Origin of the sequence: Pseudomonas sp., assembly GCF_049653025.1 — a bacterium.
Taxonomy (GTDB): Bacteria; Pseudomonadota; Gammaproteobacteria; order Pseudomonadales; family Pseudomonadaceae; genus Aquipseudomonas.
Window position 1 is genome coordinate 86969 of sequence record NZ_JBASFM010000003.1, and the last position, 25515, is coordinate 112483.

17 protein-coding genes, 1 pseudogene and 1 riboswitch are annotated in these 25515 nt (G+C 64.9%); of the genes and pseudogenes, 9 read left to right on the forward strand and 9 right to left on the reverse strand.

Translation table 11 applies throughout. The features are described from left to right. Nucleotides 1–25: 25 nt before the first annotated feature. The 3 genes and pseudogenes from WBK23_RS01010 to pbpC all read right to left on the reverse strand — a co-directional run bounded on the left by WBK23_RS01010 (nt 26) and on the right by pbpC (nt 4528). Complete coding sequence (locus tag WBK23_RS01010) at nt 26–763, reverse strand: methyl-accepting chemotaxis protein (RefSeq protein ID WP_424482196.1); 738 nt, start codon at nt 761–763, stop codon at nt 26–28. Between the two features lie 132 nt (nt 764–895). Continuing rightward, nucleotides 896–1957, reverse strand: a pseudogene (locus WBK23_RS01015) (HAMP domain-containing protein); the annotation flags it as partial. A 189-nt stretch (nt 1958–2146) separates the two neighbouring features. Then, complete coding sequence (gene pbpC, locus WBK23_RS01020) at nt 2147–4528, reverse strand: peptidoglycan glycosyltransferase PbpC (RefSeq protein ID WP_424482149.1); 2382 nt, start codon at nt 4526–4528, stop codon at nt 2147–2149. Nucleotides 4529–4653: 125 nt separating this feature from the next. On the opposite strand from pbpC, the gene WBK23_RS01025 reads away from it, so the two are divergent. Then, the gene (locus WBK23_RS01025) at nt 4654–4947 is read left to right on the forward strand and encodes a hypothetical protein (protein WP_424482197.1); all 294 of its coding nucleotides are present in this window, start codon (nt 4654–4656) and stop codon (nt 4945–4947) included. A 41-nt stretch (nt 4948–4988) separates the two neighbouring features. On the opposite strand, the gene WBK23_RS01030 is transcribed toward WBK23_RS01025, so the two are convergent. Both WBK23_RS01030 and WBK23_RS01035 read right to left on the reverse strand, forming a co-directional pair. Next, the gene (locus tag WBK23_RS01030; protein WP_424482150.1) at nt 4989–9908 is read right to left on the reverse strand and encodes an alpha-2-macroglobulin family protein; all 4920 of its coding nucleotides are present in this window, start codon (nt 9906–9908) and stop codon (nt 4989–4991) included. Between the two features lie 128 nt (nt 9909–10036). Continuing rightward, nucleotides 10037–10501: an aminoacyl-tRNA deacylase gene (locus WBK23_RS01035; protein WP_424482151.1), complete on the reverse strand. Its 465-nt coding sequence runs from the start codon at nt 10499–10501 to the stop codon at nt 10037–10039. A gap of 339 nt (nt 10502–10840) precedes the next feature. Here WBK23_RS01035 and WBK23_RS01040 point away from each other — a divergent pair, with 339 nt between their 5' ends. From WBK23_RS01040 to ispA, 5 genes are all read left to right on the forward strand, one after another. Continuing rightward, entirely contained in the window at nt 10841–12211 is a 1371-nt protein-coding gene (locus WBK23_RS01040) for an MATE family efflux transporter (protein ID WP_424482152.1), read from the forward strand. Beyond that, entirely contained in the window at nt 12198–13226 is a 1029-nt protein-coding gene (locus tag WBK23_RS01045; protein ID WP_424482153.1) for a diguanylate cyclase, read from the forward strand. Before WBK23_RS01040 ends, WBK23_RS01045 begins: the two co-directional genes overlap by 14 nt. Nucleotides 13227–13254: 28 nt before the next feature. Then, entirely contained in the window at nt 13255–13704 is a 450-nt protein-coding gene (locus WBK23_RS01050) for a DUF2214 family protein (RefSeq protein WP_424482154.1), read from the forward strand. Between the two features lie 100 nt (nt 13705–13804). Then, a complete protein-coding gene (locus tag WBK23_RS01055) occupies nt 13805–14050 on the forward strand; it encodes an exodeoxyribonuclease VII small subunit (RefSeq protein ID WP_160016186.1) in 246 nt (81 codons plus the stop codon). Continuing rightward, entirely contained in the window at nt 14047–14934 is an 888-nt protein-coding gene (gene ispA, locus WBK23_RS01060) for a (2E,6E)-farnesyl diphosphate synthase (protein ID WP_424482155.1), read from the forward strand. The genes WBK23_RS01055 and ispA overlap by 4 nt, the downstream gene beginning before the upstream one ends. A gap of 21 nt (nt 14935–14955) precedes the next feature. On the opposite strand, the gene WBK23_RS01065 is transcribed toward ispA, so the two are convergent. After that, nucleotides 14956–15846, reverse strand: coding sequence for a phosphatase PAP2 family protein (locus WBK23_RS01065; RefSeq protein ID WP_424482156.1), 891 nt, complete (start codon nt 15844–15846; stop codon nt 14956–14958). 200 nt (nt 15847–16046) lie between these two features. On the opposite strand from WBK23_RS01065, the gene WBK23_RS01070 reads away from it, so the two are divergent. The 3 genes from WBK23_RS01070 (at nt 16047) to WBK23_RS01080 (ending at nt 23565) form a co-directional block, all read left to right on the forward strand. Beyond that, on the forward strand, nt 16047–19319 hold the full coding sequence (locus WBK23_RS01070) for a carboxyl transferase domain-containing protein (RefSeq protein WP_424482157.1): 3273 nt from the start codon (nt 16047–16049) through the stop codon (nt 19317–19319). 94 nt (nt 19320–19413) lie between these two features. After that, on the forward strand, nt 19414–21312 hold the full coding sequence (dxs, locus tag WBK23_RS01075) for a 1-deoxy-D-xylulose-5-phosphate synthase (RefSeq protein WP_424482158.1): 1899 nt from the start codon (nt 19414–19416) through the stop codon (nt 21310–21312). Nucleotides 21313–21378: 66 nt separating this feature from the next. Beyond that, a riboswitch (cobalamin riboswitch) is annotated at nt 21379–21590 on the forward strand. Between the two features lie 100 nt (nt 21591–21690). Next, a complete protein-coding gene (locus WBK23_RS01080) occupies nt 21691–23565 on the forward strand; it encodes a TonB-dependent receptor (protein ID WP_424482159.1) in 1875 nt (624 codons plus the stop codon). Nucleotides 23566–23612: 47 nt separating this feature from the next. Here WBK23_RS01080 and WBK23_RS01085 read toward each other — a convergent pair whose 3' ends face one another. The 3 genes from WBK23_RS01085 to ribA are packed head-to-tail and all read right to left on the reverse strand — an operon-like array spanning nt 23613 to nt 25443. Continuing rightward, a complete protein-coding gene (locus tag WBK23_RS01085; RefSeq protein WP_424482160.1) occupies nt 23613–24410 on the reverse strand; it encodes a helical backbone metal receptor in 798 nt (265 codons plus the stop codon). Next, nucleotides 24410–24826 (reverse strand): MFS transporter, encoded by a 417-nt coding sequence (locus WBK23_RS01090; protein ID WP_424482161.1) that lies wholly within the window; start codon nt 24824–24826, stop codon nt 24410–24412. The genes WBK23_RS01085 and WBK23_RS01090 overlap by 1 nt, the downstream gene beginning before the upstream one ends. Continuing rightward, nucleotides 24823–25443 (reverse strand): GTP cyclohydrolase II, encoded by a 621-nt coding sequence (gene ribA / locus WBK23_RS01095; protein WP_424482162.1) that lies wholly within the window; start codon nt 25441–25443, stop codon nt 24823–24825. Before ribA ends, WBK23_RS01090 begins: the two co-directional genes overlap by 4 nt. Nucleotides 25444–25515 lie beyond the last annotated feature (72 nt).

Below are 25515 nucleotides of genomic sequence, written 5' to 3' on the forward strand. Positions count from 1 at the left end.
CCCGCAGATGCCGCCGCACCTGGTATTACAGACGGAAGCTACCCATCTGCTTGGCCAGATCATCAGCCAGGCCGCGCAGGGTCTGGCAATCCTCACGACACACCTGCACCTCACCGGCCGTGGCATGCGCCAGGTCGGCAATCCCCTGCACGTTGCGGTTGATCTCCTCGGTAACTGATGACTGCTCCTCGGTCGCTGCCGCCACCTGGGTGTTCATGTCGCTGATGCGCTCGATCTGATCGGTGATTGCGCCCAGAGATTGCCCAGTGCGCTGACTGGACTCGACCCCGGTGCCGGTAGCCGCCTGGCCTGCGTGCATGGAGCTGACCGCGGTTTCGGCACCCTGCTTGAGGCGCTGGATCATCTGCTGGATTTCATCGGTCGAGCTCTGCGTGCGGCTCGCCAGGGTGCGCACTTCATCGGCGACCACGGCAAAACCACGGCCCATCTCACCGGCCCGCGCGGCCTCGATGGCGGCGTTGAGGGCCAGCAAGTTGGTCTGCTCGGAAATGCCGCGAATCACCGCCAGGACCTGATCGATCGAGGCCACCTGGGTGGCCAGCTCGCTGACCGCAGAGGCTGCGCCGCCAATGTCCGCCGACATCTTCTCGATCTGGCTGATCGATTGCCCGACCACTTTGCGCGCCTGCTGCGCCTCGTCCCGCGCCGACTGCGAGGCATGCGCCGCGCTGCTGGCATTACGGGCGATTTCCTGCACGGTCAGGCCCATCTCGTGCACCGCCGTGGCGACCATATCGGTCATTTCCTGCTGCTGGCCGGAGCGCCCGGCGGTGTTTTCCACCACCTGAGCCACCTGGCCGACCGCCGCGCGCAAGCGCTCGCTGGTCGCCAGCACATCACTGATCAGGCTGCGCTGACCACCGATAAAGCGATTGAAACCACGCGCCAGATCACCCAGTTCGTCCTCACGCGACTCGTCCAGACGCCGGGTCAGGTCACCACCACCACCGCCGATCTCCACCAGCGCCACCGTGACCTGACGAATCGGCCGCACCAGCCCGCGCGCCAGCAGCACCACCAGGCCGAGGAACAGCAACGCCACACCAACGCCAATCGCGATGGTCATCATCAGCGCCTCGCGCGCCTCGGCGTAGATTTCCGCTTCCGGCACCTCGCTAACCAGCAGCCAGTCCAGGCTGCCAAGCTTCTGTGCTACCGCCAGGTAGGTTTCACCGTCGCGCTCGAAACGTACGGCCTTGCCTCCACCGCCGAGCAACTGCTCGGCCGGGGACTTGCCAAACAGTTCGGCCAGGCGGCCGCTGCCGCTCAACTCGGCCTGTGGATGCACCTTGATATCGCCCTGGGCATCGATCAGAAACACCTGGCCGCGCTCACCAAAACGGAAATCACGGATCATTTCCGACATGGCCTTGAGGCTGAAGCCCAGCCCGGATACGCCCAGGGTTTTGCCGCCCTGCTTGATCCGCTGGTTGATAAACAGGGTCGGCAGACGCGTGCCCTTGTCGATATCGATTTCCAGCACCTGGTCGCGGCTGCCGTCGACCAGCTTGTAGAACCACTGGTTTTCCGGCTGATCACGGCTGATCACCCGCGCCAGGCCCGCGCCGGTGAAATAGTTGCCGCTGTCCAGCACGGCAATCGAGGTGGTCAGGGCGTTCTGCTGCTGGCGCACGCCCTCCAAGTAACGCGCCACGGCGTCACGCTGGCCTTCCTCTTCGCCGGCGGCCAGCCAGTCCTGGATAAAGCTGTTGCTGGCAATCCCGGCGTTGGCGGTGATCGGGGCCGTCAGCACCCGCTCCAGGTCATTGCGGATCGCCAGCACCCGCGCCGGCAATGCCTCTTCGACCAGGAAGCGCTCGGTCAAGCGGTTAACCACCGCCGAATAGACGCCGACCACGATCAGAATGCTGGTGAGCAGGGCCGCGCCCATGCTGAGAATCAGCTGCCACTGAATGCTGCGCTTCCACAAGCTCATGGAGATTACCTTTTAATTATTGTTCGAAGACGACGATTGAATACATATTTGTATACAAACTCAACAGCCGCTGGGTTCAAACACCTTATCGGCAGGGCGTAGGGCCGGCTTGAGGCGCTTGATCACTAACAGCATAGATGGCCGCCGCGCCGGTGCCGCCAAGCAAGCTGATCGCACCCCAGGCATGGGCTACTGGTTCAGGCTGAACTGCACCCGCGCGGTCTGTCCGCTTTCATCGAGCACGCTCAGCTGGTATTCGCCGGCGCGGCTAAAAGCCTGGTTGAACTGCGCCTCGGCGGCGGTTTCCGCCAGCGGCTGGCCATCGACAAACCACCAGCGCCGGCCGCTCCCGCCCAACGCCGAGAGGCGCAAGCGCAACGGTTCGGCGCTGCCGGCGGGGCGGCGCAGATGATCGCCATCGCGCACCCCGACAATCGACAAGGGCGCCGCTGGCGCGGCATGCCGCGGTGGGCACGCGGGGTCGACCACCGGCAGGCGCGTGCTGCGCCGCTCGCGCTTGGCTAGCCAGGGTTCCAGCGGCGCGGGCCAGAGCGCCAGGCGCTGCGCCACAGCGCCCGGGCAACTGGCATCGACCCGCTGCCCTGCCGGGTTAAGCCAGACGGTTTCCTGCAAACCCAGCCCCAGCGGCTGATCGAGCGCCTGCAAGGTCGGCGGCGTGGTGCCGTCCAAGGTCCAGGCAAAGCGCTGGCGACGGCAGTTGGGATCGCGGCTGTCCAACGGCTGACCCAGCGGCCAGCAGATGGCGGCTACGCCGACCGAAGCGGGCTGCGGGTCGACCGGCAAGGCAATCCCGCGCTGGCTGTCACGGTTGACCAGCAGGTCGTGCACCTGCAACAGCAGCGGCGCGGCCGAGGCCAGGCCGAACTGCCCCGGCACTGGGGTGCCATCCGGGCGGCCGATCCAGATGCCGATCAGGTAACGCGGGGCCACACCAATCGCCCAGGCATCGCGAAAGCCGTAACTGGTGCCGGTCTTCCAGGCCAGGCTTGGCCGCTGCACCAGCTGCGCGCGTGGATCACGGTCCGGGCGCGCCTGACCGCTGAGAATGCGTCGCACAATCCAGGCCGATCCCGGCGACAGCAGACGCCGCTCGTGCAAGGCATCCTGCGGCTGCAAGCGCAGGCGCGCGGCCTGGCCGCCACGGGCATAGGCGCTGTAGCCGCTGACCAGTTCTTCCAGACGACTACCGGCACCGCCGAGAATCAGCGCCAGGTTCGGTTCAGCCAGCGGCGGCAACAGCAGCGGCACCCCGGCACTGCGCAACTCGCCGGCAAAACGCTTCGGCCCGTAGGCTTCCAGCAGCTGCACGGCGGGCAGGTTCAACGAGGTGGCGAGCGCCTCGCTGGCGGACACCGCGCCACTGAAACCGGCGGCGAAGTTGCCCGGCCGGTAGTCGCCATAGCGCCGCGGCACATCCTGCAGCAGCGACTCGGAATGGATCAGCCCCTCGTCCAGCGCCATGCCATAAAGAAAAGGTTTCAGCGTCGAGCCCGGGGAACGCACGGCATTGATCATGTCGACATGGCCGAAGCGCTTGGTGTCGGCAATATCCACCGAGCCGAGGTAGGCGCGCACCGCCATGCTGGAATGCTCGACCACCAGAATCGCCGCCGAGGTGCGCTCCGGCAAACGTGCCCGCCATCCCAACAGCAGATCCTCCAAGCGGCGCTGCAAGGCCGCATCCAGCGTGGTGCGGATCAGCGGCGGGCTGCCGGCCGTGTTCAGGCGCCGAGCCAGCAGCGGCGCCAGGCGTGGTTCCTGACGCGGCGCCAGCAACACCTGCTCCTGCAGGGCATCGTTGATCGCCGACTGCGGCCACACCTGGAAACTGGCCAGACGCCGCAGCACCTTGTCGCGCGCGGCCTGAGCGCGCTCTGGATGTCGATCCGGGCGCAGGCGGCTAGGTGCTTGTGGCAGCACCGCGAGCAGAGCAGCTTCGGCGCGGGTTAGCTGGCTCGGCGACTTGCCCAAATAAGCCCAACTGGCCGCTGCCACGCCTTGCAGAGTGCCGCCAAAAGGCGCGCGATTGAGATAGAGAGTGAGAATTTCAGCCTTGGACAGGTGCCATTCCAGCTGCGCGGTGCGCCACAGCTGCTTGAGCTTGCCGCCGTAGCTGCGTGCGTGCGGATCGAGCAGACGCGCCACCTGCATCGACAGCGTGCTGCCGCCCGAGAGCACGCGCCCGCCACTGAGGTTCTGCCAGGCGGCACGGCCCAGCGCCAGCGGGTTGACCCCGGGATGCCGATAGAACCAGCGATCCTCATAGGTCAGCAGTGCTTCCAAGTAATAGGGCGACACCTCACTGAGGCTGATCGGGTAGCGCCATACGCCGTCGCGGTCGGCAAAACGCCACAACGGTGCGCCATCCTCGGCCAACACCACCCGCGCCAGGTCATCTGCCGGCAACGGCAGCGGAAACAACCGATCAGCCAGCGCCAGCGTCAACAGCAGGCACAGCGGCACAGCCAGCCAGGGCCGGCGCAACAGCGGCCACGCCCGATTACGCCAGGCGCGCAGGGCCAACAGGTAGAGCTGCTTAACGCGGGTCATGCGCGGATCCATTCCTTGTATCGCGATGCTGTACTGACAAACGGCCAAGGGCGCTGCCATTCTGCCAAATGGCTGGCACACTGGCGCGCAGCAGCAACCAACAGATGGCCAATTGGAACGAGAAAATGGGTGTAGACGGCTTTTTTGAATCCCTCGGCGAGGCGTTCGGCTCGGTAATCCGCTTTATTGTCGAAGGCCTGAGCGGCTTTTTCGGCATGCTTGGCGGCGCGGTCAGCAGCTTTATCACCGGTATGTCCAAGGCTTTGGGGGTAACGCCTTCACTGCTCAGCATCGTGGTTCTAGTCGCCGGTCTCTGGCTGCTGTACCTGGCAGTACGCGCCTTTATCCGCCGCTCAATTATTGCCGGGGTGATCTGGCTGGTGCTCGGTTTATGGCTGCTTAGCGGTTTAATCGGTTAAGCAAACAACAAGGCCCGCCAGTTTGGCGGGCCTTGTGCGTTCTAGCGTTCCTTGACCACCAAACGCCCCGGCGTTTCGCCCAGCGCCTGCCAGTTCGGCCGGTACATGGATTCCACTTGCGGTGGCGGCACGCGGTAGCTGCCCGGGGTGACGGCGCGTGCCAGGTACAGCAGGTGGGTGGTGTCGTAGCCGTTTACATCCAGCGCCGCGACGTAGCGATCACCACGGAACTCCTGATGTTTGATACTGGCGTTCTGCATCGACTCACGCCACTCCTTCACCGCGCTGCTGGCGTCATCCAGGCTGGCTGAGCTTTGCGCCAGGTTCTGGTTTTCCAACTCCAGGCCGGCCGGCAGTAAGTCGACCACCAGGGCATCCGGCACCCGTTGTTTGGCCGCCACGGCCAGGTGCACCAGCACCAGTTCGCCGCTTTGCAGGGCGCTCAGGTCCAGCGGTTCGCCATCCATACCCAGGTACTCGCGGTAGATCGAGAGGTTTTCACCACCCGCCGCCGGAGCCTGGCTTGGGTAGCCGGACAATGTCAGCTGCTGATACAGCGGCGTCTCGCCCGGCTTGCTCGTCGAATTGCTGATCGTCAGCGGCGCGGCCAGATCACTGCCATCGAGCTTGAGGCCCGGCTGGGCGTTGCTCAGCTCGAAGGCCAGGCTGCCGCTTTGCAACCCAGCACTCCAGTTCGGCTCCGGCTTGCTCAGCAGATTGCGCCCAGCCAGGTACAACGAGTTGCGTTCCTGGGTCGACAGCCACTGCTGCCCGGCCACTTCGTCGGCCAGGTTGAACAGGCGTTCTTCGCGGCGCTCAGCGAGCAGGTCGTGCTCTTCCAGCAGCGCCAGAATCAGCGCCTGATCGCGCAGCGGGCTGCCGTAGTCAGCCAGCCAGTTGTCGCTGTCACGGCCACGGGCCAGACCGGCAGTCAGCAGCGCATCGGCGCGGGGCTGATCGCCCATTTTCTGCAAGGCCACGGCCAGGTGCACCAGCGGCAAGCCGGACAGCGCATCACTGCGGCGCTCGTACAGGCTGCGCAAGGCACCCAACGGCGCCTGTTGGCTGCGCGCCAGCACATAACCGGCGTAGGCCTGCACGGCAAAGCGGCTGTGGTCGGCGTTATCGCTGTAATTGACCTCGATCAGGTTGCGCTCCTGCACATAGCGCAGCAGGCGTTCGTTGGCCTTTTTCAGCGCCTCTTCCGGCACGCCGAAACCCTGTTCGCGGGCGCGCAGGAGGAAGTCGCTGACATAGGCGGTCAGCCAGTATTCCTCGTCGCTGTCCGCGCCCCACAAACCGAAGCTGCCGTTGTAGCGCTGCATGCTCAGCAGGCGCTCGATGCCCAGCTCGATGGAGCGTTTGCGCTGTTCATCCGGCTCGGCTTCCACGCCCAGGCGCTTGAGCGTCGCCGCATCGGCGTACAGGGAGGGATAGAGGCCGCTGGTGGTCTGCTCCAGGCAGCCATACGGGTACGCCTTGAGTGCACGGATCTGCTCACCGAGGTTGAGCGGCGGCCGACTGGAAACCGCCAGACGCGCTTCCAGACCTGCCGCCTCGAAGGCGCTCAGCGCATCCGCCGGCAGGCTCCAGGGCTGATCCTTGAGCACCGCGCGGAAGTGTTGCAGCTGCGCCGGGTAGGCCGGACGAATGCCCAGCTTCCACTCGCGGCTGAACGGCGGCAGGTCTTCACCTGGCAACGCCAGGCCTTTTACGCTGACCTTGAAGAGGCCCTGGCCATAGCCGCCCAACGCGGTCACCGGAATGCGCAGAATGGTGCGCTGACCATCCTCCAGGGTGATCGGCGCCACCGCCGCGCCGGGGTTCTGCGCCAGGCGCAGCTGGCCTTCGGCGCTCAGCTGCACATCCAGCTTCTGTTCACGCCCGGACAGGTTGCTCAAATCCAGCGCCAGGGTGGTTTCATCGCCACCGGCAAGGAAGCGCGGCGCGGACAGCTCGGCGATCAGCGGCGCGGCGACCACCGTCTTGCCTTCGCCCATGCCGTAATGCTCGTCGGTCCAGGCCTGCGCCATCAAGCGCAGCTCGCCGTTGAAGTCGGGAATATCCAGGCTGACTTCGCCTTCACCCTGCTCGTTCAGCGCCAGCGGCTGGCTTTGCAACGCAACGATCAGCACGCTGGTGTCTGGGCGCTTGCCGCCACCGGCCAGCGCGGCGTCACCACCGAAAGCCAGCTTGGCCAGCCGGCCCTGGCCGGCCTCAATCAACTGGCCGTAGATATCCAGATGGTCGGCACCGTAGGCCTTGCGGCCGAAGAAGTTGGCGAACGGATCCGGCGTGGCGTACTCAGTGATATTGAGAATGCCGACATCCACTGCCGCCACCAGCACCTGCGCCTGTTTCGGGATGCTGCCGTCGGCGTTGCGCGCCTGCACCTTGACCTTGAGCGGCTGGTTGGGGCGCATCTTTTCCACAGCGGTGAGGGTCAGCGCCAGTTTGCGCGGCGCACGTTCCAGCGGCAGATGCAGCAGGCCGACCGCACGCTTGGGCGTGGCATTGCTCTTGCGCTCGCCGGGGCGAATCACCAGGGCGCTGACATACAGGTCATGCCGCGCCCAGTCCTTGGCAATCGGGATGTCGAAGGTCTTGCCCTCGGCCGGCACCTCGATCTCTTCCCACCACAACGGCCCTTCGCTGGATTCCACCATCAGGTAGCCCTTGCCCGCGGAAGGCGGGGTGACCGTGACCTGGGCGGTGTCGCCATCGACATAAGCTGGTTTATCCAGCGCCAGCTTGACCTGATCCGGCCGCACCGCGCCGCCGTCGGCGTTGTCCTGCCAGCGGTAGCCGGCCCAGAAGCGCAGGCTGCTGACCAAGCCGGTCTGGCCGTCAATCACTTCAACGCGGTACGGACCCCACTCCACCGGGAAGCTGATCTTGGCCGTACCGCCGGCAGCCACCTGGAGGGTTTCCTCATTCAGGGTGAGGAATTTCTCGGTGTAGTTGTGGCTCCAGCCCTCGTCCTCGGAGAAGTTCCAGAAGTAGTCACGGCGCTCACGCACCAGGCGCACGCTGAGCTGATCCGCCGCCAGCTTGTTACCCTCAGCATCCGCCACCAGCACTTCGAACTCGGCCAGGCTGTCGGCGTCCACTTCCTCGCCTTCAAACAGCCCGCGCACGCCGGGCAGGCGCTCGGCTGGCCACACCGGCTGAATAACCCGCCGGGTAATTGCACGACCGCCGGACTCCTGCAGACTGGCTTGAAGAATCAGACGCAGCGGCGACTTGGCATCGGCCCAACGGCTTTCGATATCCAGGCTGGTTTTGCCCTGTTCGTCCAGGCTGGTTTCATCTAGCTCGATGTCCTCGCTCAGCTCCTCCTCGGTCACCGAACCGAACTGATAGCCCGGCAAACTCGCCACCGCCTCACGCAGCGGCCGCACATAGAGCTGGCCGCTTAGGCGGTTACCCGCCGCCGGTGCGCCGTAGAGGTAACGCCCGGTCACCTCGAACTGGGCGTTTTCCGCCGGGGTATAGGGCTGTTCGCTGCCTTTGAGTTCCAGCGCCATGCGCTCGGGCAGGAAGTCTTCCACGGAGAATTCATAGAGCTGCGGGCGGCCATCGCCCAGGTCGAAGAGCAATTGCCAGCGCCCGGTCGGTGCCTCTTCGGCCAGTTGCAGTTGGTATTGATACAAGCCGGCATCATCGGCCTGCCAGACGAACTTGCGGCTGACCTGCTCATCCGGGCGACGCACTTCGACATTCACCGGTTGGCTCTTCACCGCGCGGCCATCGGCATCGCGCAGCAAGCCATTGAGCAGCACGGTCTCGCCCGGACGATAGAGATCACGCGGGCCAAACACGAAAAATTGCAGTGGCTGGCCCATGGGCCCGGCGATATCGAACTCGGCCAGATCCAGCGCCGCACTGTTCAGGCGCAGCAGGCTGGTCTGCTCACCCTGATGCGCCAGCAGCACTTCGGCCTTGGCCGGCAACGGCAATTCGCCATGGCCGGCGCTGTCGGTCTTGCCCTCGGCCAGCACCTGGCCTTCGGCATCGAGCAGCTCCAGGCGTACATCGGCCAGCGCATCACCGCCCGCCAAGGCCTGGGTGAACACATCCAGGCGGTCGTGATAGCGCCGCGCCGACAGGCCGATATCACTCAGGGTAAACAGGGTGGCGGGCTGCGAATAATTGAAGCTGCCGGCTTCACGCATCACCGCCAGGTACACCCCGGGCTGCTTGAACGGCTCCAGGCCGGCGATCGGCAGCAACAGGGCTTCGCGGGTGTTGCGCGCCGGGTTCAGGTCGAAGCGGCCGCCGTACACCAGCTCGGCCATCGGCAGCAGCGAGCGCGCGTCCCAGGGGTCGAGGTTGCTGGAGCTGCCCCAGCGATTGAGGAAGGCCGGCAGCGATTCGGCCTTGATGCGGAAGAACTCGACATTGACCTTGTCGACGTTCAGCGCGATCACCGGCAGGCCTTCGGCCAGGCGGGTCGGCAGCAAGGAGCCACGACTGGCGAAGCCGACGCTGGCTTGCAGGTCGCGGGTTTCCAGCCGGGTGACCTGCTCGGCGGCGAGGCTCTGGCCATTCAGCCCAAGTAGACCGGCATCCACGGTCAGTACCAGTTTGCGCTGCGGCTCCAGATGGCGCAGGCGCAACTCCATCAGGTTGTCGGTCAGTTCCCAGGCCCCGTCGACCTTGCCATCCTTGCTGTCGACCAGGTGCAGGCGCTCGGCGAACTTCTGCTCGGGGTCGAGTGGCACCGAGAAGCTGATCGACAGCGTGCTGGCACCTTCCAGCTGAATTTCCGAGACGTCCACCACGCTCAGCTCGCGCCCGGCATAGCGCTTGGCCAGGGCCTCGCGGTCGACCTCCGCGCGTGGGGCCGCGCTGCTGGCCGCGGATGAACTGGCGCTGACAGCGGCCGGCTCGGGGGTGGACGAATCACAGGCGCTGAGCAGGCTCAGGACAAGTGCCAGAAGTAATCCTTTCTTCGGCATTGCGGGGCTCCAACAAGGGGGTGGCGGTACAAGCCACCCACTATAGTCGAGCCCCATGCAGGCGACGAGTGCGGCACCCGCAAAGCCGCGAATGCCGCACAAGGTCCTGCTAGCGGACGCCTAAAGACTCAAGCGCAGAGCGCACAGATCTCGGCATTGGGCACCAGCCTGAAGAAGTCATCGAGTGGCATATGCACCAGGCTTTCGTGATCACCCGCCTCCAGGTAGATGTCCTGCAGGGCAACCAGCGCCGGGTCGATCAGCATGTCGAGGCCGTAGAGCTCGCCCAGGGCCGGTACCGCGCCGCGCTGGCAATCCTTGAACAGCTTGGCCAGCGCCTGCTCGCCACTCAACTGCCAGCGCTGCGGGCCCTTGCGTACCTTGCTCAGATCCAGCTGGCGATTGGCCGGCAACACGGCCATCAGGTAATGCCCGCGCCGATCATCGAGGATCACCGACTTGGCCATGTGCGCGGCAGGTATGCCCGCCTTGCGTGCCGACTCCAGACTGGTCGCCGACTCGCTGTGCTCGACCAGCTCATACTGACATTGCGCGCGGTTCAGGCTGCGCTCCAGGGTTTGCGCCATCTGCATAAGTCACCTCCACGACCGCGTGCTACGCGGCTACTACTGATCCCCCTAACAAGCCGTTTAAAAACTACTGCGCTCGACCATGCCGCGTTGAAATCAGCCTCAGAATGCTCATGTACAACTCGTACACTCCGCTTCCTCGGCTAATTTCGCCTTGCCTGGCCTTCGCTCGCTACATTTTTCAACGGCCTGTTAAACCCAGTTTAGTCAGTCCCGCCGGCCAGCAGTGAGCGGCCTCAGCAACGCTTGCTGCTATGCCGGGCGCGGCATAGTCAAAAACACACTATCGAGGTGCCGGCCAAATCGCGCGGCCCCTATACTCGCGCTTTCCCCGGAGCTCCTATGCCTGCACTGCTCGACGCCTGGCAGCACCGCCCAACCCAGCGCAAGGTCTGGGCGCTGGCTGCGCCGATGATTCTGTGCAACCTGTCGGTGCCGTTGGTGGCGCTGGTCGACAGCGCGGTGATCGGTCATCTGCCGCATGCCCATCAGTTGGCCGCCGTGGCCGTGGGCGGCAGCCTGTACACCCTGCTGACCTGGGCCGTGGGTTTTCTGCGCATGGGCACCACTGGCTTCGCCGCCCAGGCGGCCGGGCGCAATGACGGCGGCGCGCTGCGTCAGGTGCTGTTGCAAGGCCTGCTGCTGGGCGTGACACTGGCCGTGGCCTTGAGTGCCCTGGCCGTGCCGCTGAGCAGCGCCGCGCTCAGCCTGATGAACCCGTCTGGTGAACTCGACAGCCTGGCGCGCAGCTACCTGCAGATCCGCCTGTTCGGCCTGCCGGCGGCGCTGGCCAGCTACGCGCTGGTCGGCTGGTTGCTCGGCACCCAGAATGCGCGCGGGCCGCTGGCGCTGCTGCTGACCACCAACCTGCTCAACGTGGCCCTCGACCTGCTGTTCGTCCTCGGCCTGGACTGGGGCGTGGCCGGCGCGGCCTGGGCCTCGGTGATTGCCGAATGGAGCGGCGCACTGCTCGGCCTGTGGCTGGCGCGCCGTGCCCTGCGTGCCTATGCCGGCAAACTCGACTGGCCAGCGCTACGCCGCTGGCTGAACTGGCAGCCGCTGCTGGCGGTAAACCGCGACATCTTTATCCGCACCCTGGCGCTGCAATCGGTGTTCTTTCTGATCACCGTACAGGGCGCGCGCCTGGGCGATGCCAGCGTGGCGGCCAACGCCCTGCTGCTCAACGGCCTGCTCCTGACCGCGCATGCCCTCGACGGCCTGGCCCATGCAGTCGAGGCGCTGAGCGGGCATGCCCTGGGCGCGCGCGACCGGCCGGCCTTGCGCCGTACGCTGATCGTCGCGGGCGGCTGGGCGCTGCTGGCCAGCCTGGGCTTTGCACTGTTCTTCCTGCTCGCTGGGCACTGGTTTATCCAACTGCAAACCACTATTGAATCGGTGCGTGAAGCGGCCTTCGCCAACCTGCCGTACCTGGCCATACTGCCGCTGCTGGCCGTGTGGAGTTACCTGCTCGACGGCCTGTTTATCGGTGCCACCCGTGCCCGCGAGATGCGTGACGCCATGCTCCTGGCGCTGTTGCTCAGCCTGCCGCTGGCCTGGTGGCTACAAGCGCTGGGCAACCAGGGCCTGTGGCTGGCGTTTCTCGGTTTTATGGGGCTGCGCAGCCTGTGCCTGGCTGGCTATGCTTACCGCCTGAGCCGTGCCGACCGCTGGTTCGCCGACCATCCACAAGGAGTAGCCGATGCTCAGCCCTGAACTGCCGCATGATGAACCCCTGCGCCAGCAGGTACTCGATGACAACGAGCTGCTCGACACCCCGGCCGACCCCTACCTGGACACCCTGGTGCGCGTGGTGCGTCAGGTGTTCGCGGTCAAGACCGTGCTGATCAGCCTGATCGACCACGACCGCCAGTGGTTCAAGACGCGCCTGGGCCTGGAGATCGCCGAAACCCCGCGCACCATCTCCTTCTGCGCCCACGCGATCCTCGGCACCCGACCCTTTATCGTCGAAGACACCCACCTGGACCTGCGCTTTCACGACAACCCGGTGGTGACCCACAACCCGCAGATTCGCTTCTACGCCGGCCAGCCGCTGTTCTCCGAGGAAGGCCAGGCGCTGGGCACCCTGTGCCTGATCGACCCACGCCCCGGCCACCTCAGCGAACAGCAAGTGCGCCTGCTGATCGACATGGCGACCCTGGTCGAGGGTTACCTGAAGCTGCGCCACGTCAGCGAGCAGACCGTGCAGCTGCGGGCGGCCCTCAGCCGCGAGCAGCGCAAGACCATGCTCGACCCGCTGACCCAGCTGTGGAACCGCGCCGGCCTCAACCACTTCCTGCCCAAACAGCAGCAACAGGCCGACGAACTGGGCCTGCAGTTGGGCGTGCTGTTCTGCGACCTCGACTATTTCAAGAAGGTCAACGACAGCCACGGCCACGCCGCCGGCGACCAGGTGTTGTGGGAAACCGCACGCCGCATCAGCGCCTCCGTACGCCCGCAGGATGTGGTGACGCGCAGCGGCGGCGAAGAGTTCGTGGTATTGCTGCTGGTGCACGATGAACATGAACTGCTGCAGATTGCCGAACGGATTCGCAGCGCCTTGAACAAAGAGTCCGTGGCCATCGACGAGCTGCAGCTCAACCTGACCATCAGCATCGGTGCCGCCCTCGGTGCACCGCACGAGGCCCCGGCCAAGACCCTGAACCGCGCCGACCAGGCGCTGTATCAGGCCAAGGGCAATGGCCGTAACCGGGTCGAATTCGCCCACTGATCATCCACCCCAGAGAAGGGACTCCACCATGGGCCAAGCACTTGCCGCCTACCTGCATTACCTGTCGATCTTCCTGCTGTTCGCCCTGCTCAGCATCGAGCATGTGCAATTCAAACTGCCACTGGACCTGCGCCGTGCGCGCAACCTGATCATTACCGACATCGCCTATGGCATCTGCGCCGGCCTGGTGCTGTTCACCGGCCTGGCCCGGGTGCTCTGGTATGGCAAGGGCCTGGACTATTACCTGGGCAACAGCCTGTTTCACGTCAAAGTCGGCCTGTTTATCCTGGTCGGGCTGATCTCGGCGCTGCCGACCTTTGTCTTCGTCAACTGGCGCAACAGCCTCAAGGCCGGCGAAGTGCCGCAGGTCAGCGCACGCCAGGGCCGCCTGGTGATTAGCGTGATTCGCCTGGAACTGTTGCTGCTGCTGTGCATCCCATTACTGGCAGTGTTGATGGCGCGCGGCTACGGCGTCTAAGCCGTTAACCACCGGCCAACCGCTGGATTTGCCCGCGCGGCATGGCTCTGCTAGTGTCGCGCCGGTTCCATTTCCCCCGATCTGCCCCGAGAAATCCGCCATGGCCGCCCGTAAAAAAGCCGCGCTCGACTTCGAGCAATCCCTGACCGATCTGCAGAACCTGGTCGAGCGTCTGGAAAACGGCGAGCTGTCGCTGGAAGACTCGCTGACTGCCTTCGAGCAGGGCGTGCGCCTGACCCGCGACTGCCAGACCGCCCTGGCCCAGGCCGAACAGAAAGTGCAGATCCTCATGGAGCGCGACGGCGAGCTGGAGGAAGCCCCCTTCGACGCGGATCAGCAGGCATGATCGCGGCGTACCAGAGCAGCTGCCAGAACCGGGTAGATGCCGCCCTGGAAAACCTCCTGAGCAGCCCACGCCCTGAGCTGGAACGCCTCTACGCGGCCATGCGCTACAGCCTGTTCAATGGCGGCAAACGCGTGCGCCCGCTGCTCGCATACGCCGCCTGCGAAGCCCTCGGCGGCGAGCCGGAGCGCGCCAATGCGGCGGCCTGCGCGGTGGAACTGATTCACGCCTATTCCCTGGTACACGACGACCTGCCGGCGATGGACGACGATGACCTGCGCCGTGGCCAGCCGACCACCCATATCGCCTTCGATGAAGCCTGCGCGATCCTCGCTGGCGACGGCCTGCAAAGCCTGGCCTTCGAGGTGCTCGCCGACGCCACACACAACCCGCATGACGCCGAGTTGCGCCTGTCCATGGTCAGCGCCCTGGCCCGCGCCGCCGGCCCTGCCGGGATGGTCGGCGGCCAGGCCATCGACCTCGGCTCGGTCGGCCGCAAGCTCGACCAGAGCGCCCTGGAAACCATGCACCGGCACAAGACCGGCGCATTGATCGAAGCCAGCGTGCAGCTCGGGGCCCTGGCCAGCCAGCGTGCCGACGAGCATGCGCTAAAAGCCCTGCACACTTACGCCCGCGCCATCGGCCTGGCGTTTCAGGTGCAGGACGACATCCTCGACGTGGAAAGCGACACCGCCACCCTGGGCAAGACCCAGGGCAAGGACCAGGCCCACGACAAGCCGACCTACCCGGCCCTGCTCGGTCTCGACGCCGCCAAGGCCTACGCCCTGGAACTGCGCGACCAGGCCCTGCACGCCCTGCGTCCGTTCGACCAGGCCGCCGAGCCGTTGCGCGAGCTGGCGCGCTATATCGTCGAACGGCGCAGCTAAGCGCGCCGCTGCAGTTTTCGATCAGGCAACCGCAGCGACCGGCTCGTTGCGCGGCAATCCCTTCAGCAGCCCCAGGCGCACCAGCAGCCAGGGCATCAGCCAGGCGACGAACAGCCCCATAAGCAATCCGCGCAGGCCCTGCCACCCCAGCGGGTCTAACGGCCAGGCCGCGCCGGCCAGTTTCAGGCCCTTCTGCAGCAGAATAAACGCCAGTGCGCCGAGGGTCGCCGCCAGCAGGCGACGCCAGACCGCCACCTCGGCCGAGAATGCCAGCCGCCGATAGCCAACCAGCACACCCAGCATCATCCCCGCCAGCAGTGGCACATAGCTCGGTGCCACGCCCGGCCAGGTCAGCCAAGCGGCCATGAACACCAACAGCACCAGCCCCGCGAGCCACAGTTCATGGGCCTCGCGCCACCCGCTCCAGTGACGCACCTGGGCGAACAGCAGCAACGTGGCGAGGCCCAGCAGCGAACCGCCGAGCACGTCTTCCACATCATGGGCACCGAGGTACAGGCGGCTGAACACGATACCGACCACCACCACCGTGCTGACCAGCCAGGCCCAGGTTCGGCGCAGCTCCCAGGCCAGCCAGAACCAAATCACCACGGCGATCTGCGAGTGACCGCTGGGCAGGCCGAAGCTGTCGCCCACTTCGTGGTCCATGCGCAGGGCGATATCCGGGCGCGGGTCCTGCCAGAAGTCCTTGAGCCAGGCATTGAGCAGCGCGGTCACGGCCACCAGCACCAGCAGGCGCAGGAACACCCCGCGCTGCCACGCCCAGTAGCCCAGCGGCAGGAAGAACAGGATGAATTTCTCGTAGCCGAGCAGGGTGAAGAAACGCATCAGCGGGGTCAGCCCGTCGCTGCGCAGCGGCAGCACCCAATCAAGGCTGTGCAGCAGTTCGAACATGACGCATCTCTCTTGTCGTAATCAGGCCGCCATTGATAGCCCGCGCCGCGCCCTAGCGCCAGTGGCCAATCCGGACAAAGCGCAGACTAATCAGGATAACCGCGCCGGGGGTCGCACCATTCGCCAGCCTGGGCATGGCTGCAACAGCACCGCGCCAGCGCCTAAGCTGAAACCTCGCTCGTTCTAGCCCAGGATCGCCCATGCCCTTCGCCGCCCTGCTGATCGCCAACCGTGGCGAAATCGCCATCCGTATCGCCCGCGCCGCCGCCGAGCTGGGCATTCGCTCGGTCGCCGTGTACGCCGAGGACGACGCCGCTTCCCTGCATGTGCGTCAGGCCGATAGCGCTGTCGCGCTCAAGGGTCGTGGTGTAGCGGCCTATCTGGATATGGATCAGCTGATCGCCATCGCTCAGGCCGAGGGCTGCGATGCCGTGCATCCGGGCTATGGCTTTCTCGCCGAAAACGCCGAATTTGCCCGCCGTTGCCAGGTCGCCGGCTTATGCTTTGTCGGCCCCAGCGTCGAGGTATTGCAGCGATTTGGCGACAAGGCAGCGGCGCGGGAGCTGGCCGAGCGTTGTAACGTGCCGCTGGTAGCCGGAATCAATCGGCCGATCAGCCTCGCCGAAGCCCACGGCTTCTTCGCCGAGCACGGCGAGGTGATGCTCAAGGCCCTGGCCGGCGGCGGTGGCCGTGGCATGCGCCCGGTATTTAGCGCCGCCGAGCTGGACCAGGCCTTTGCCCGTTGCCAATCCGAAGCGCAAAGCGCCTTTGGCAATAACGCGCTGTATATCGAGCAACTGGTCGGCCATGCCCGGCATATCGAGATCCAGGTGCTGGGCGACAGCACGGGCGCGGTCAGCCACCTGTGGGAGCGTGACTGCAGCCTGCAACGCCGCCAGCAGAAACTGGTGGAAATTGCCCCCAGCCCGGATCTGCCCGCCGCCACTCGCGAGCGCATGATCGCCGCCGCGCTTAAGTTGGCCAGCGCGGTGCAGTACCAGGGCCTGGGCACCTTCGAGTTTCTACTGGATGCCGAGCACCCCGAGCGCTTCTACTTTATGGAAGCCAACCCGCGCATCCAGGTCGAGCACACCGTCACCGAACAGGTTACCGGTGTCGACCTGCTGCACACCCAACTCAAACTGGCCGCCGGCCAGTCGCTGGAACAACTCGGCCTGCTGCAACCACCACCGCTTAATGGCTGCGCCGTGCAACTACGGATCAATCTGGAAAGCATGAGCGCCGACGGCAGCACCCGCCCAGCCACCGGCACCCTCAGCACCTATGAACCGCCCAGCGGCCCTGGCCTGCGCGTGGACGGTTATGGCTACGCCGGCTACCCGGTCAGCCCCAGCTACGACTCGCTGCTGGCCAAGCTGATCGCCCACGCCCCGGATTACCCCAGCGCCCTGCGCCGTGCCTATCGCGCGCTCTGCGAGTTCCGCCTGGAGGGCGTGGCGAACAACCTGCATCTGCTGCAGAACCTGCTGCGCCTGCCACAGGTCACGGCCTATAACGTCAGCACGCGCTTTGTCGAAAGCCAGCTGGACGCGCTGCTGGCTGCCCAACCGCAGGCCCATCCACATCGCTATTTTGCCGCCAGCGCGGCGACCATCGCGCAAACCACATCGACAGTCGATGCACCGCCCGGCTGCCTGCCATTGGCCACGCCCAGCACCGGCGTGGTGGTCAGCCTGGACGTGGGCGAAGGCGACGCGGTGGCCGTCGGCCAGAACATCGCCGTACTGGAAGCAATGAAGATGGAGTTCGTGGTCAAGGCCAGTCACAGCGGCATCGTCCGCGCGCTGGCGGTACAGGTTGGCAGCGCCGTCGGCGAAGGCCAGCCACTGCTGTTTATCGAGCCCGCCGCCGTGGCTGCCGAGAAAGGCCAGAACGAGGAAAGCCTGGACCTCGACTACCTGCGCGCGGATCTGGCCGAAGTGCTCGAACGCCACGCGCTACTCACCGATGTACGCCGTCCTGCCGCCGTGGCCAAACGACGCAAGACCGGCCAGCGCACAGTGCGCGAGAACCTCGGTGAGCTGCTGGATGACGGCAGCTTTATCGAATACGGCGCACTGGCCCTGGCCGCGCAACGCCGTCGCCGCTCGCTGGACGAGCTGATCGAACAGAGTCCGGCCGATGGCCTGGTAGCCGGTATCGGCACGGTCAACGCCGAAGCGTTCGGCAGCCAGGCGGCGCGCTGTATGACGATTGCCTACGACTACACGGTGTTCGCCGGCACCCAGGGGGTAATGAACCACAAGAAAACCGACCGCATGCTCGGCCTCGCCGCCCAGTGGCGCTTGCCCCTGGTGCTGTTTGCCGAAGGTGGCGGCGGCCGGCCCGGCGATACCGATTTCGTCGGGGTGGCCGGACTGGACTGCCACACCTTTGTCGGCATGGCCAAGCTCTCCGGCCTGGTGCCGTTGGTGGGCGTGGTTTCGGGCCGCTGCTTTGCCGGCAACGCCGCCCTACTCGGCTGCTGCGACGTGATTATCGCCACCGACAACGCGACTATCGGCATGGCCGGCCCGGCGATGATCGAAGGCGGCGGCCTCGGTAGCTTCAAGCCGGAACAGGTCGGCCCAGTAAGCGTACAAGGCCCCAATGGGGTGATCGATGTACGGGTCGCCGACGAAGCCGCAGCCGTCCGCGTGGCCAAGCAATACCTGAGCTACTTCCAGGGCGAGCTCAAAGAATGGGACTGCGCCGACCAACGCGAACTGCGCCACCTGATCCCGGAAAACCGCCTGCGCGTGTATGACATCCGCCAGGTGATCGCCACACTCGCAGACACGGGCAGCGTGCTGGAACTGCGCCGCGAGTTCGCGCCGGGGCTGGTCACCGCGTTTATCCGCATCGAGGGCCAGCCGTTTGGCCTGATCGCCAACAACCCCGCGCACCTCGGTGGTGCCATCGACGCGGTGGCCGGCGATAAAGCCGCGCGCTTTATGCAGCTGTGCGATGCCTTCGATATCCCGCTGTTGTCGCTGTGCGACACCCCCGGATTTATGGTCGGGCCGCAGGCGGAGAAACAGGCCACGGTGCGCCACGTCTCGCGCATGTTTGTTGCCGCCGCCAGCCTGACAGTGCCGTTCTTTACCGTGGTGCTGCGCAAGGGCTACGGCCTCGGGGCCCAGGCCATGGCCGCCGGCAGCTTCCATTCACCGCTGTTTACCATCGCCTGGCCCAGCGCCGAGTTTGGTGCGATGGGCCTGGAAGGTGCAGTACGCCTGGGTTTTGCCAAGGAGCTGGCGGCTGTGGAAGAGCCCGGCGAGCGCCAGCAGCTGTTCGACAAGCTGGTGGCCAAGGCCTACCAGAACGGCAAGGGCATCAATATGGCCAGCTTTCTCGAAATCGATGCGGTGATCGACCCAGTGGAAACCCGCGCCTGGCTGCTGCGCGGGCTAAATGCCACGCCACGGCCTGCACCGCGCGAGGGCAAGAAGCGCAGCGTCGATACCTGGTAATCCGCAGGATGCCGGCCTGGCCGAACCATGTTTGGGCAGTTTCCGGCGCATCGGGTAAACTGCCGCATCTTTTACACCTATAACGATCTGCCTGATGCCGACGACCTTCCACGAGATTCCCCGTGAGCGCCCGCTGACGCCCCTTCTAGACCGCGCCAACACGCCGGACGAGCTACGCCGTTTGGCCGAAGCCGAGCTGGAAACCCTGGCCGACGAGCTGCGCCAGTACCTGCTGTATACGGTCGGGCAGACCGGCGGGCATTTCGGCGCGGGCCTCGGCGTGATCGAGCTGACCGTGGCCCTGCATTACGTCTTCGACACCCCGGATGATCGCCTGGTGTGGGACGTCGGCCACCAGGCCTACCCGCACAAGATTCTCACCGGCCGTCGCGAGCAGATGGGCAGCCTACGGCAGAAGGACGGCATCGCCGCCTTCCCGCGCCGCTCGGAAAGCGCGTACGACACCTTTGGCGTCGGCCACTCCAGCACCAGCATCAGCGCAGCGCTGGGCATGGCCCTCGCGGCCAAACTGCAGAACAGCAAGCGCAAAAGCGTGGCCGTGATCGGCGACGGCGCACTGACCGCCGGCATGGCCTTCGAGGCGCTCAATCACGCCAGCGACCTCAACGCCAATATGCTGGTGATCCTCAACGACAATGACATGTCGATCTCCAAGAACGTTGGCGGCCTGTCCAACTACCTGGCCAAGATCCTCTCCAGCCGCACCTACGCCAGCATGCGCGAGGGCAGCAAGAAGATCCTCTCGCGCCTGCCGGGTGCCTGGGAGATCGCGCGCAAGACCGAAGAACACGCCAAGGGCATGCTGGTGCCCGGCACCCTGTTCGAGGAACTGGGCTGGAACTATATCGGCCCGATCGACGGCCATGACCTGCCGACCCTGCTCGCCACCCTGCGCAATATGCGCGACCTCGATGGCCCGCAGTTCCTGCATGTGGTGACCAAGAAGGGCAAGGGCTTCGCCCCGGCCGAAGCCGACCCGATCGGCTACCACGCGATTACCAAGCTGGAGCCGATCAACGCGCCAGCAGCGCAACCCAAGCAAGCCAGCGGCCCGAAATACTCCAGCGTCTTCGGCCAGTGGCTATGCGATATGGCCGAGCAGGATAACCGTCTGGTTGGCATCACCCCGGCGATGAAGGAAGGCTCCGACCTGGTCGCGTTCAGCGAGCGCTACCCGCAGCGTTACTTCGACGTCGCCATCGCCGAACAGCATGCGGTGACCCTGGCCGCTGGTATGGCCTGCGACGGTGCCAAACCGGTGGTGGCGATTTATTCGACCTTTCTGCAGCGCGCCTATGACCAGCTGATTCACGATGTGGCCGTGCAGCACCTCGATGTGCTGTTCGCCATCGACCGCGCCGGCCTGGTCGGCGAAGACGGTCCGACCCACGCCGGCAGCTTCGATATCTCCTACCTGCGCTGCATCCCCGGCATGCTGGTGATGACCCCGAGCGACGAGAACGAACTGCGCCGCATGCTCACTACCGGCCACCTGTTCAATGGTCCTGCGGCGGTGCGCTACCCGCGCGGCAGCGGCCCCAATGCCGCCATCGAACCGGGCCTGGAACCGCTGGAAATCGGCAAGGGCATCGTCCGTCGCCAAGGCAGCCAAGCGGCCCTGCTGGTATTCGGCGTACAACTAGCCGAAGCGCTCAAGGTTGGCGACAGCCTGGATGCGACAGTGGTCGATATGCGCTTCGTCAAACCGCTGGACGAAGCCCTGGTACGCCAGCTGGCAGCCAGCCACGAGCTGTTGGTGACCATCGAAGAGAACAGCGTGATGGGCGGTGCCGGCAGTGCCGTCAGTGAATTCCTCGCCCACGCTGGCATCCTCAAGCCGGTGCTGCACCTGGGCCTGCCGGACTACTACGTCGAGCACGCCAAACCGGCGCAGATGCTCGCCGAATGCGGGCTGGATGCCGCCGGTATAGAAGCCGCCGTGCGCCAGCGTCTCGCCACCCTTTCTGCATGAGCACCGCTCATCCAAAGCTGAGTCAGGCTTGCTTGTAATTCATTCAACCGCGCATTAAGGTGCGCGGCGTTTTACTTCCGCCAAGGTGCGCCCCTTCCTGTTGAAGCGGCGTTAAACGGGAAGCCGGTGCGTTCTTAAACTATCCCGGCGCTGCCCCCGCAACGGTAATCGACCGCAGACCCGCGTCTGCACGCCGCCTCACACGCCACTGGGTTGCCCGGGAAGGCGAGGCCGCGCACGTCGAGAGCCCGGAGACCGGCCTTGCTGGATGTGACTGGTGTTGCGGAGGGCATCACCGTCAAGCTCAGGCTGCGTTTGCGCGCCCGTTCTTGCCCCTGCCCTTCTCAAAAGTTTTCCGACCTTTTGAGGATCTTCTCAGTGAATCTGTCCCGAATCGCCCTTGCCGTGGCTCTTGCGCCCAGCCTTAGCCTGGCCAACAGCACCGACATCGAGCTGCCGCCGCTGGTGATCACCCGCGCCACCCCGCTGCAAACCCCAGCCCCGGCCAGTGTCCGGGTGATCGACCGCAAGCAGATCGAAGCCAGCGCCGCCAGCTCGCTGGTCGATGTATTGCGCGGTGAAGCAGGGATGCAGGTGCGCGACGCGATCGGCGATGGCAGCCGCGCCACCTTTAGCCTGCGCGGCTTTGGCGAAAACGCGGTAAACAACACCCTGATCCTGGTCGACGGCCGCCGCCTCAACCAACCCACTCAGGCGGGCGCAGACCTCAGCAGCGTACCGCTGGCCAATATCGAGCGCATCGAGATTATCCGTGGTGCCGGCACCGTACTTTATGGCGACCAGGCGGTAGGCGGAGTGATCAATATCGTCACACGTACCCCGAGCAGCAATGAGGGCTATCTGGAAGCCAGCCGCGGCAGCCACGACCTTGAAGCCTTCCGCGGGCATATTTACCAGCAGCTAGGGGCAGGTTTCTCCACCTACCTGAGCGGCGAGTCGCGCACCCAAGACAACTACCGCGACCACAACAACGCTAACTACAGCAACGCCTTCGCGCGCCTGCGCTATGACCACGCCAGCGGCCATGCCCTGTATGAATACCAGACGGTGGACGATGAGCTGCTTTACCCCAACGCCCTATCCCTTGCGCAAATTCGCCAAGACCGCAAACAGAGCGGCTCTAGTGCCTGGAACGACCGCAAGACCCAGGTACATCGCTTCGCCATTGAACAACGTCTGAACGATATCTGGAGCGCTGACTTCGACTACAGCCTCAGTGATCAAGACGGCGTTGGCAGCTTTGCCGCCCCCGGCCGCTACGACCAAGACACCCGCACCGAAAGCTACAGTCCGCGCCTCACCGCGCGCTTCGATAACGGCCTGGGTAACGCCGAATGGTTACTGGGCCACGACCATATCACGGGTGACGCACAGGCAAGCTGGGGTACTGACTTCCACCAGACCCAGCGCGACTGGTACAGCCAGCTCAGCCAGGGCATTGGTCGTGACGTCAGCCTAACCGCCGGTTACCGCACCAGCGAAGCGGACGACCGCAACAAGGCTGCGGGCAAGACCCACCGCGACCGCGAAGACAGCACCAGCATCGGTCTAAGCTGGCAGGCCAACCAACAGACACGGCTGTTTATCAAGCGTGAGGATGTACTGCGCTGGGCCAACGTGGATGACAATAACTGGATCAACCCCGGGGTCGATTTTCTCAAGCCGCAGACAGGCGTTTCCTGGGAAAGCGGGATCGAATGGCACGATCAGATCCAACGTTACCAAGCCACAGTCTATCGGCTCGACCTGCAAGATGAGCTGATGTACGACCCGGTCAACTTCGTTAATACCAACCTGGACAAGACCCGTCGTGAAGGACTGATGCTTGAAGGTCAGCGCCAACTTACCGAGCGTTTGAACCTCAACGGACAGTACAGCTTTACCGACTCGGAATACCGCGCAGGCAGCGCCAAAGGTAATGAGGTGCCAGGAGTTGCTCGCCACAGCGCCAGCATCCAACTCGGCTACCGCCTGCTTCCAGAGCTGAATACGCAACTGGAGGCGGTATACACCGGCGCGCAGTACCTGTCTGGCGACGACACCCACAGCCAAGCGCGACAAGGCGGCTACACCCTGCTCAATGCAGCACTTGTCTATGACTACCGCCAGTTCACCAGCAAGCTGCGGCTGAACAACCTGACAGGCAAGCAGTACAACGTGTATGCCAATCTCTACGGCCGTTACCCGGCGGCAGAGGAGCAAGTGCAATTGAGCGTCGGCTACCGCTTCTAAACAAGCCCGCTCAGCCGCTGACTGAGCCCGCAACATGCAGAGCTCAGTCAGCGCGCCTCAACCAGCTGTTCGCACAAGCGCTCCAACGCTCCCAGCATCTGAAAACTCGGCCGTTCCAGGCCGGCATCCGGCACCAGCCATAGCTGCTGGAGCTGCACGGCGGGCACGCTCGGCCAGCGCTGCCAGGCATCCAGTTGCGGTTGTACCCCGGCGAGAATCACCGCAGGTTTGCGCTGCAATACCGCCTCGACGCTGACCTGCGGGGCCGGCAGGCTGAGTTCGGCAAAGATATTCTCGGCCCCACAGATACGCAGGGCGTCGCTGATAATCTGCTGCCCACCGATGGTGTACAGCGGCACATCCCAGATCTGATAGAACAGCGGCAATGGTTGCTCGCGCTGAAAACGCTGACGCAAGTCGGCAAGACCGCTATTGAACTGGCGCTGCAGCTGCCGGCCTTGCTCGGCGCGGCCAATGCGGGTGCCGATTTCGACGAAGTTCTCGGCCAGGTCGGCCAGCTTGCGCGGCTCGGCAATCAATAGCGGAATGCCCAGTTTCTCCAGCTGCTGACGCTGCGCACTGCTGATGCTGTCCGGCCAGAGCAGCAACAGGTCGGGCTGCAGCTTGAGCAGGCTCTCCAGTTCCAACTGGCCGTAGCGCCCCACCGAGGGCAGGTGCGCCAGCGCCGGCGGACGCTCGCCGCCGTCGAGTACGCCCACCAGCAGGTCGGCGGCACCCAGTTCAAGGACGATTTCGCTCAGCGACGGAGCCAGACTGACCACCCGCTCGACCGCTACTGCGGGCAACGCCAGCAACAACATCAGGCAGAACGTGGCGGCGCGCATCAGCCGAGTTGGCGAGGAATGCGGTAGAGGTAAAGCAGGACGATGCTGGAGATCGCCAGGAGAATCAGCGGAATCGCCTCCAGGCCGGCAAATACCGCGGCTGCGGCAACCCAGGCGGGCAGCCCGGCACCAAGAAATGCTAGACGACGAGTGCGTGCCAGGTCGATCCAGGCGTCGTGTTCGGCGGGGGTATCCAGGGCTTTTTCAGTCGCGAGCAACGCGCGTTTGTAGGCGCTGAACAGCGGCAGGCTGACAAACATCGAGGCCAGGCCGGTGATAAACAGCGGCATGCTGAGCAAGCCGTACTGCTGGTCGGCACCAAACAGCAGGTTGAGCACGAACAGCGGCAGCAGGGTCACGGCCAGCTGCCGCCACCACTCCAGCGCCAGCCGCCGGCGCACTTCGCCGCGGGTCACAGGCTTTCCTCGACCTCGCCCTGGTGCAGGCTGCCGAGCATATGCCCGAGCTTGCCGGCCTTGGTCGCCAGGTATTTCTTGTTGTGCGGGTTGTGGTCGATCTGCAGCGGCACGCGGGTCGCTACATTGATGCCCATGTCGCCCAGCGCCTTGACCTTGCGCGGGTTGTTGGTCATCAGCTTGAGCTGGCTGATACCCAAGTGGTCGAGCATCGGCAGGCAGATCGCGTAGTCGCGCTGATCGGCACCGAAACCCAGGCGTTCATTAGCCTCCACGGTATCGGCACCACCATCCTGCAACTCATAGGCGCGGATCTTGTTCAGCAGGCCAATACCCCGGCCTTCCTGACGCAGATAGAGCAATACACCACGGCCTTCGCTGGCAATCGCGCGCAGCGCCGCTTCGAGCTGAAAACCACAGTCACAGCGCAGGCTGAACAGCGCATCGCCGGTCAGGCATTCGGAATGCAAACGGCCCAGCACCGGTGCGCCATCGGCCACATCGCCAAAGGTCAGGGCGACATGCTCCTTGCCGGTGGCCTCTTCAAGGAAGCCGTGCATGGTGAACACACCAAAGGGCGTGGGCAGCTGGGAGGCGGCGACAAACACGACAGACACCGGATGCTCCTAAAGAAAATGGGCAGGAAAATCAGGCCGGCATTGTAACAGCAGCCCTTGGCCGTCGGTCAG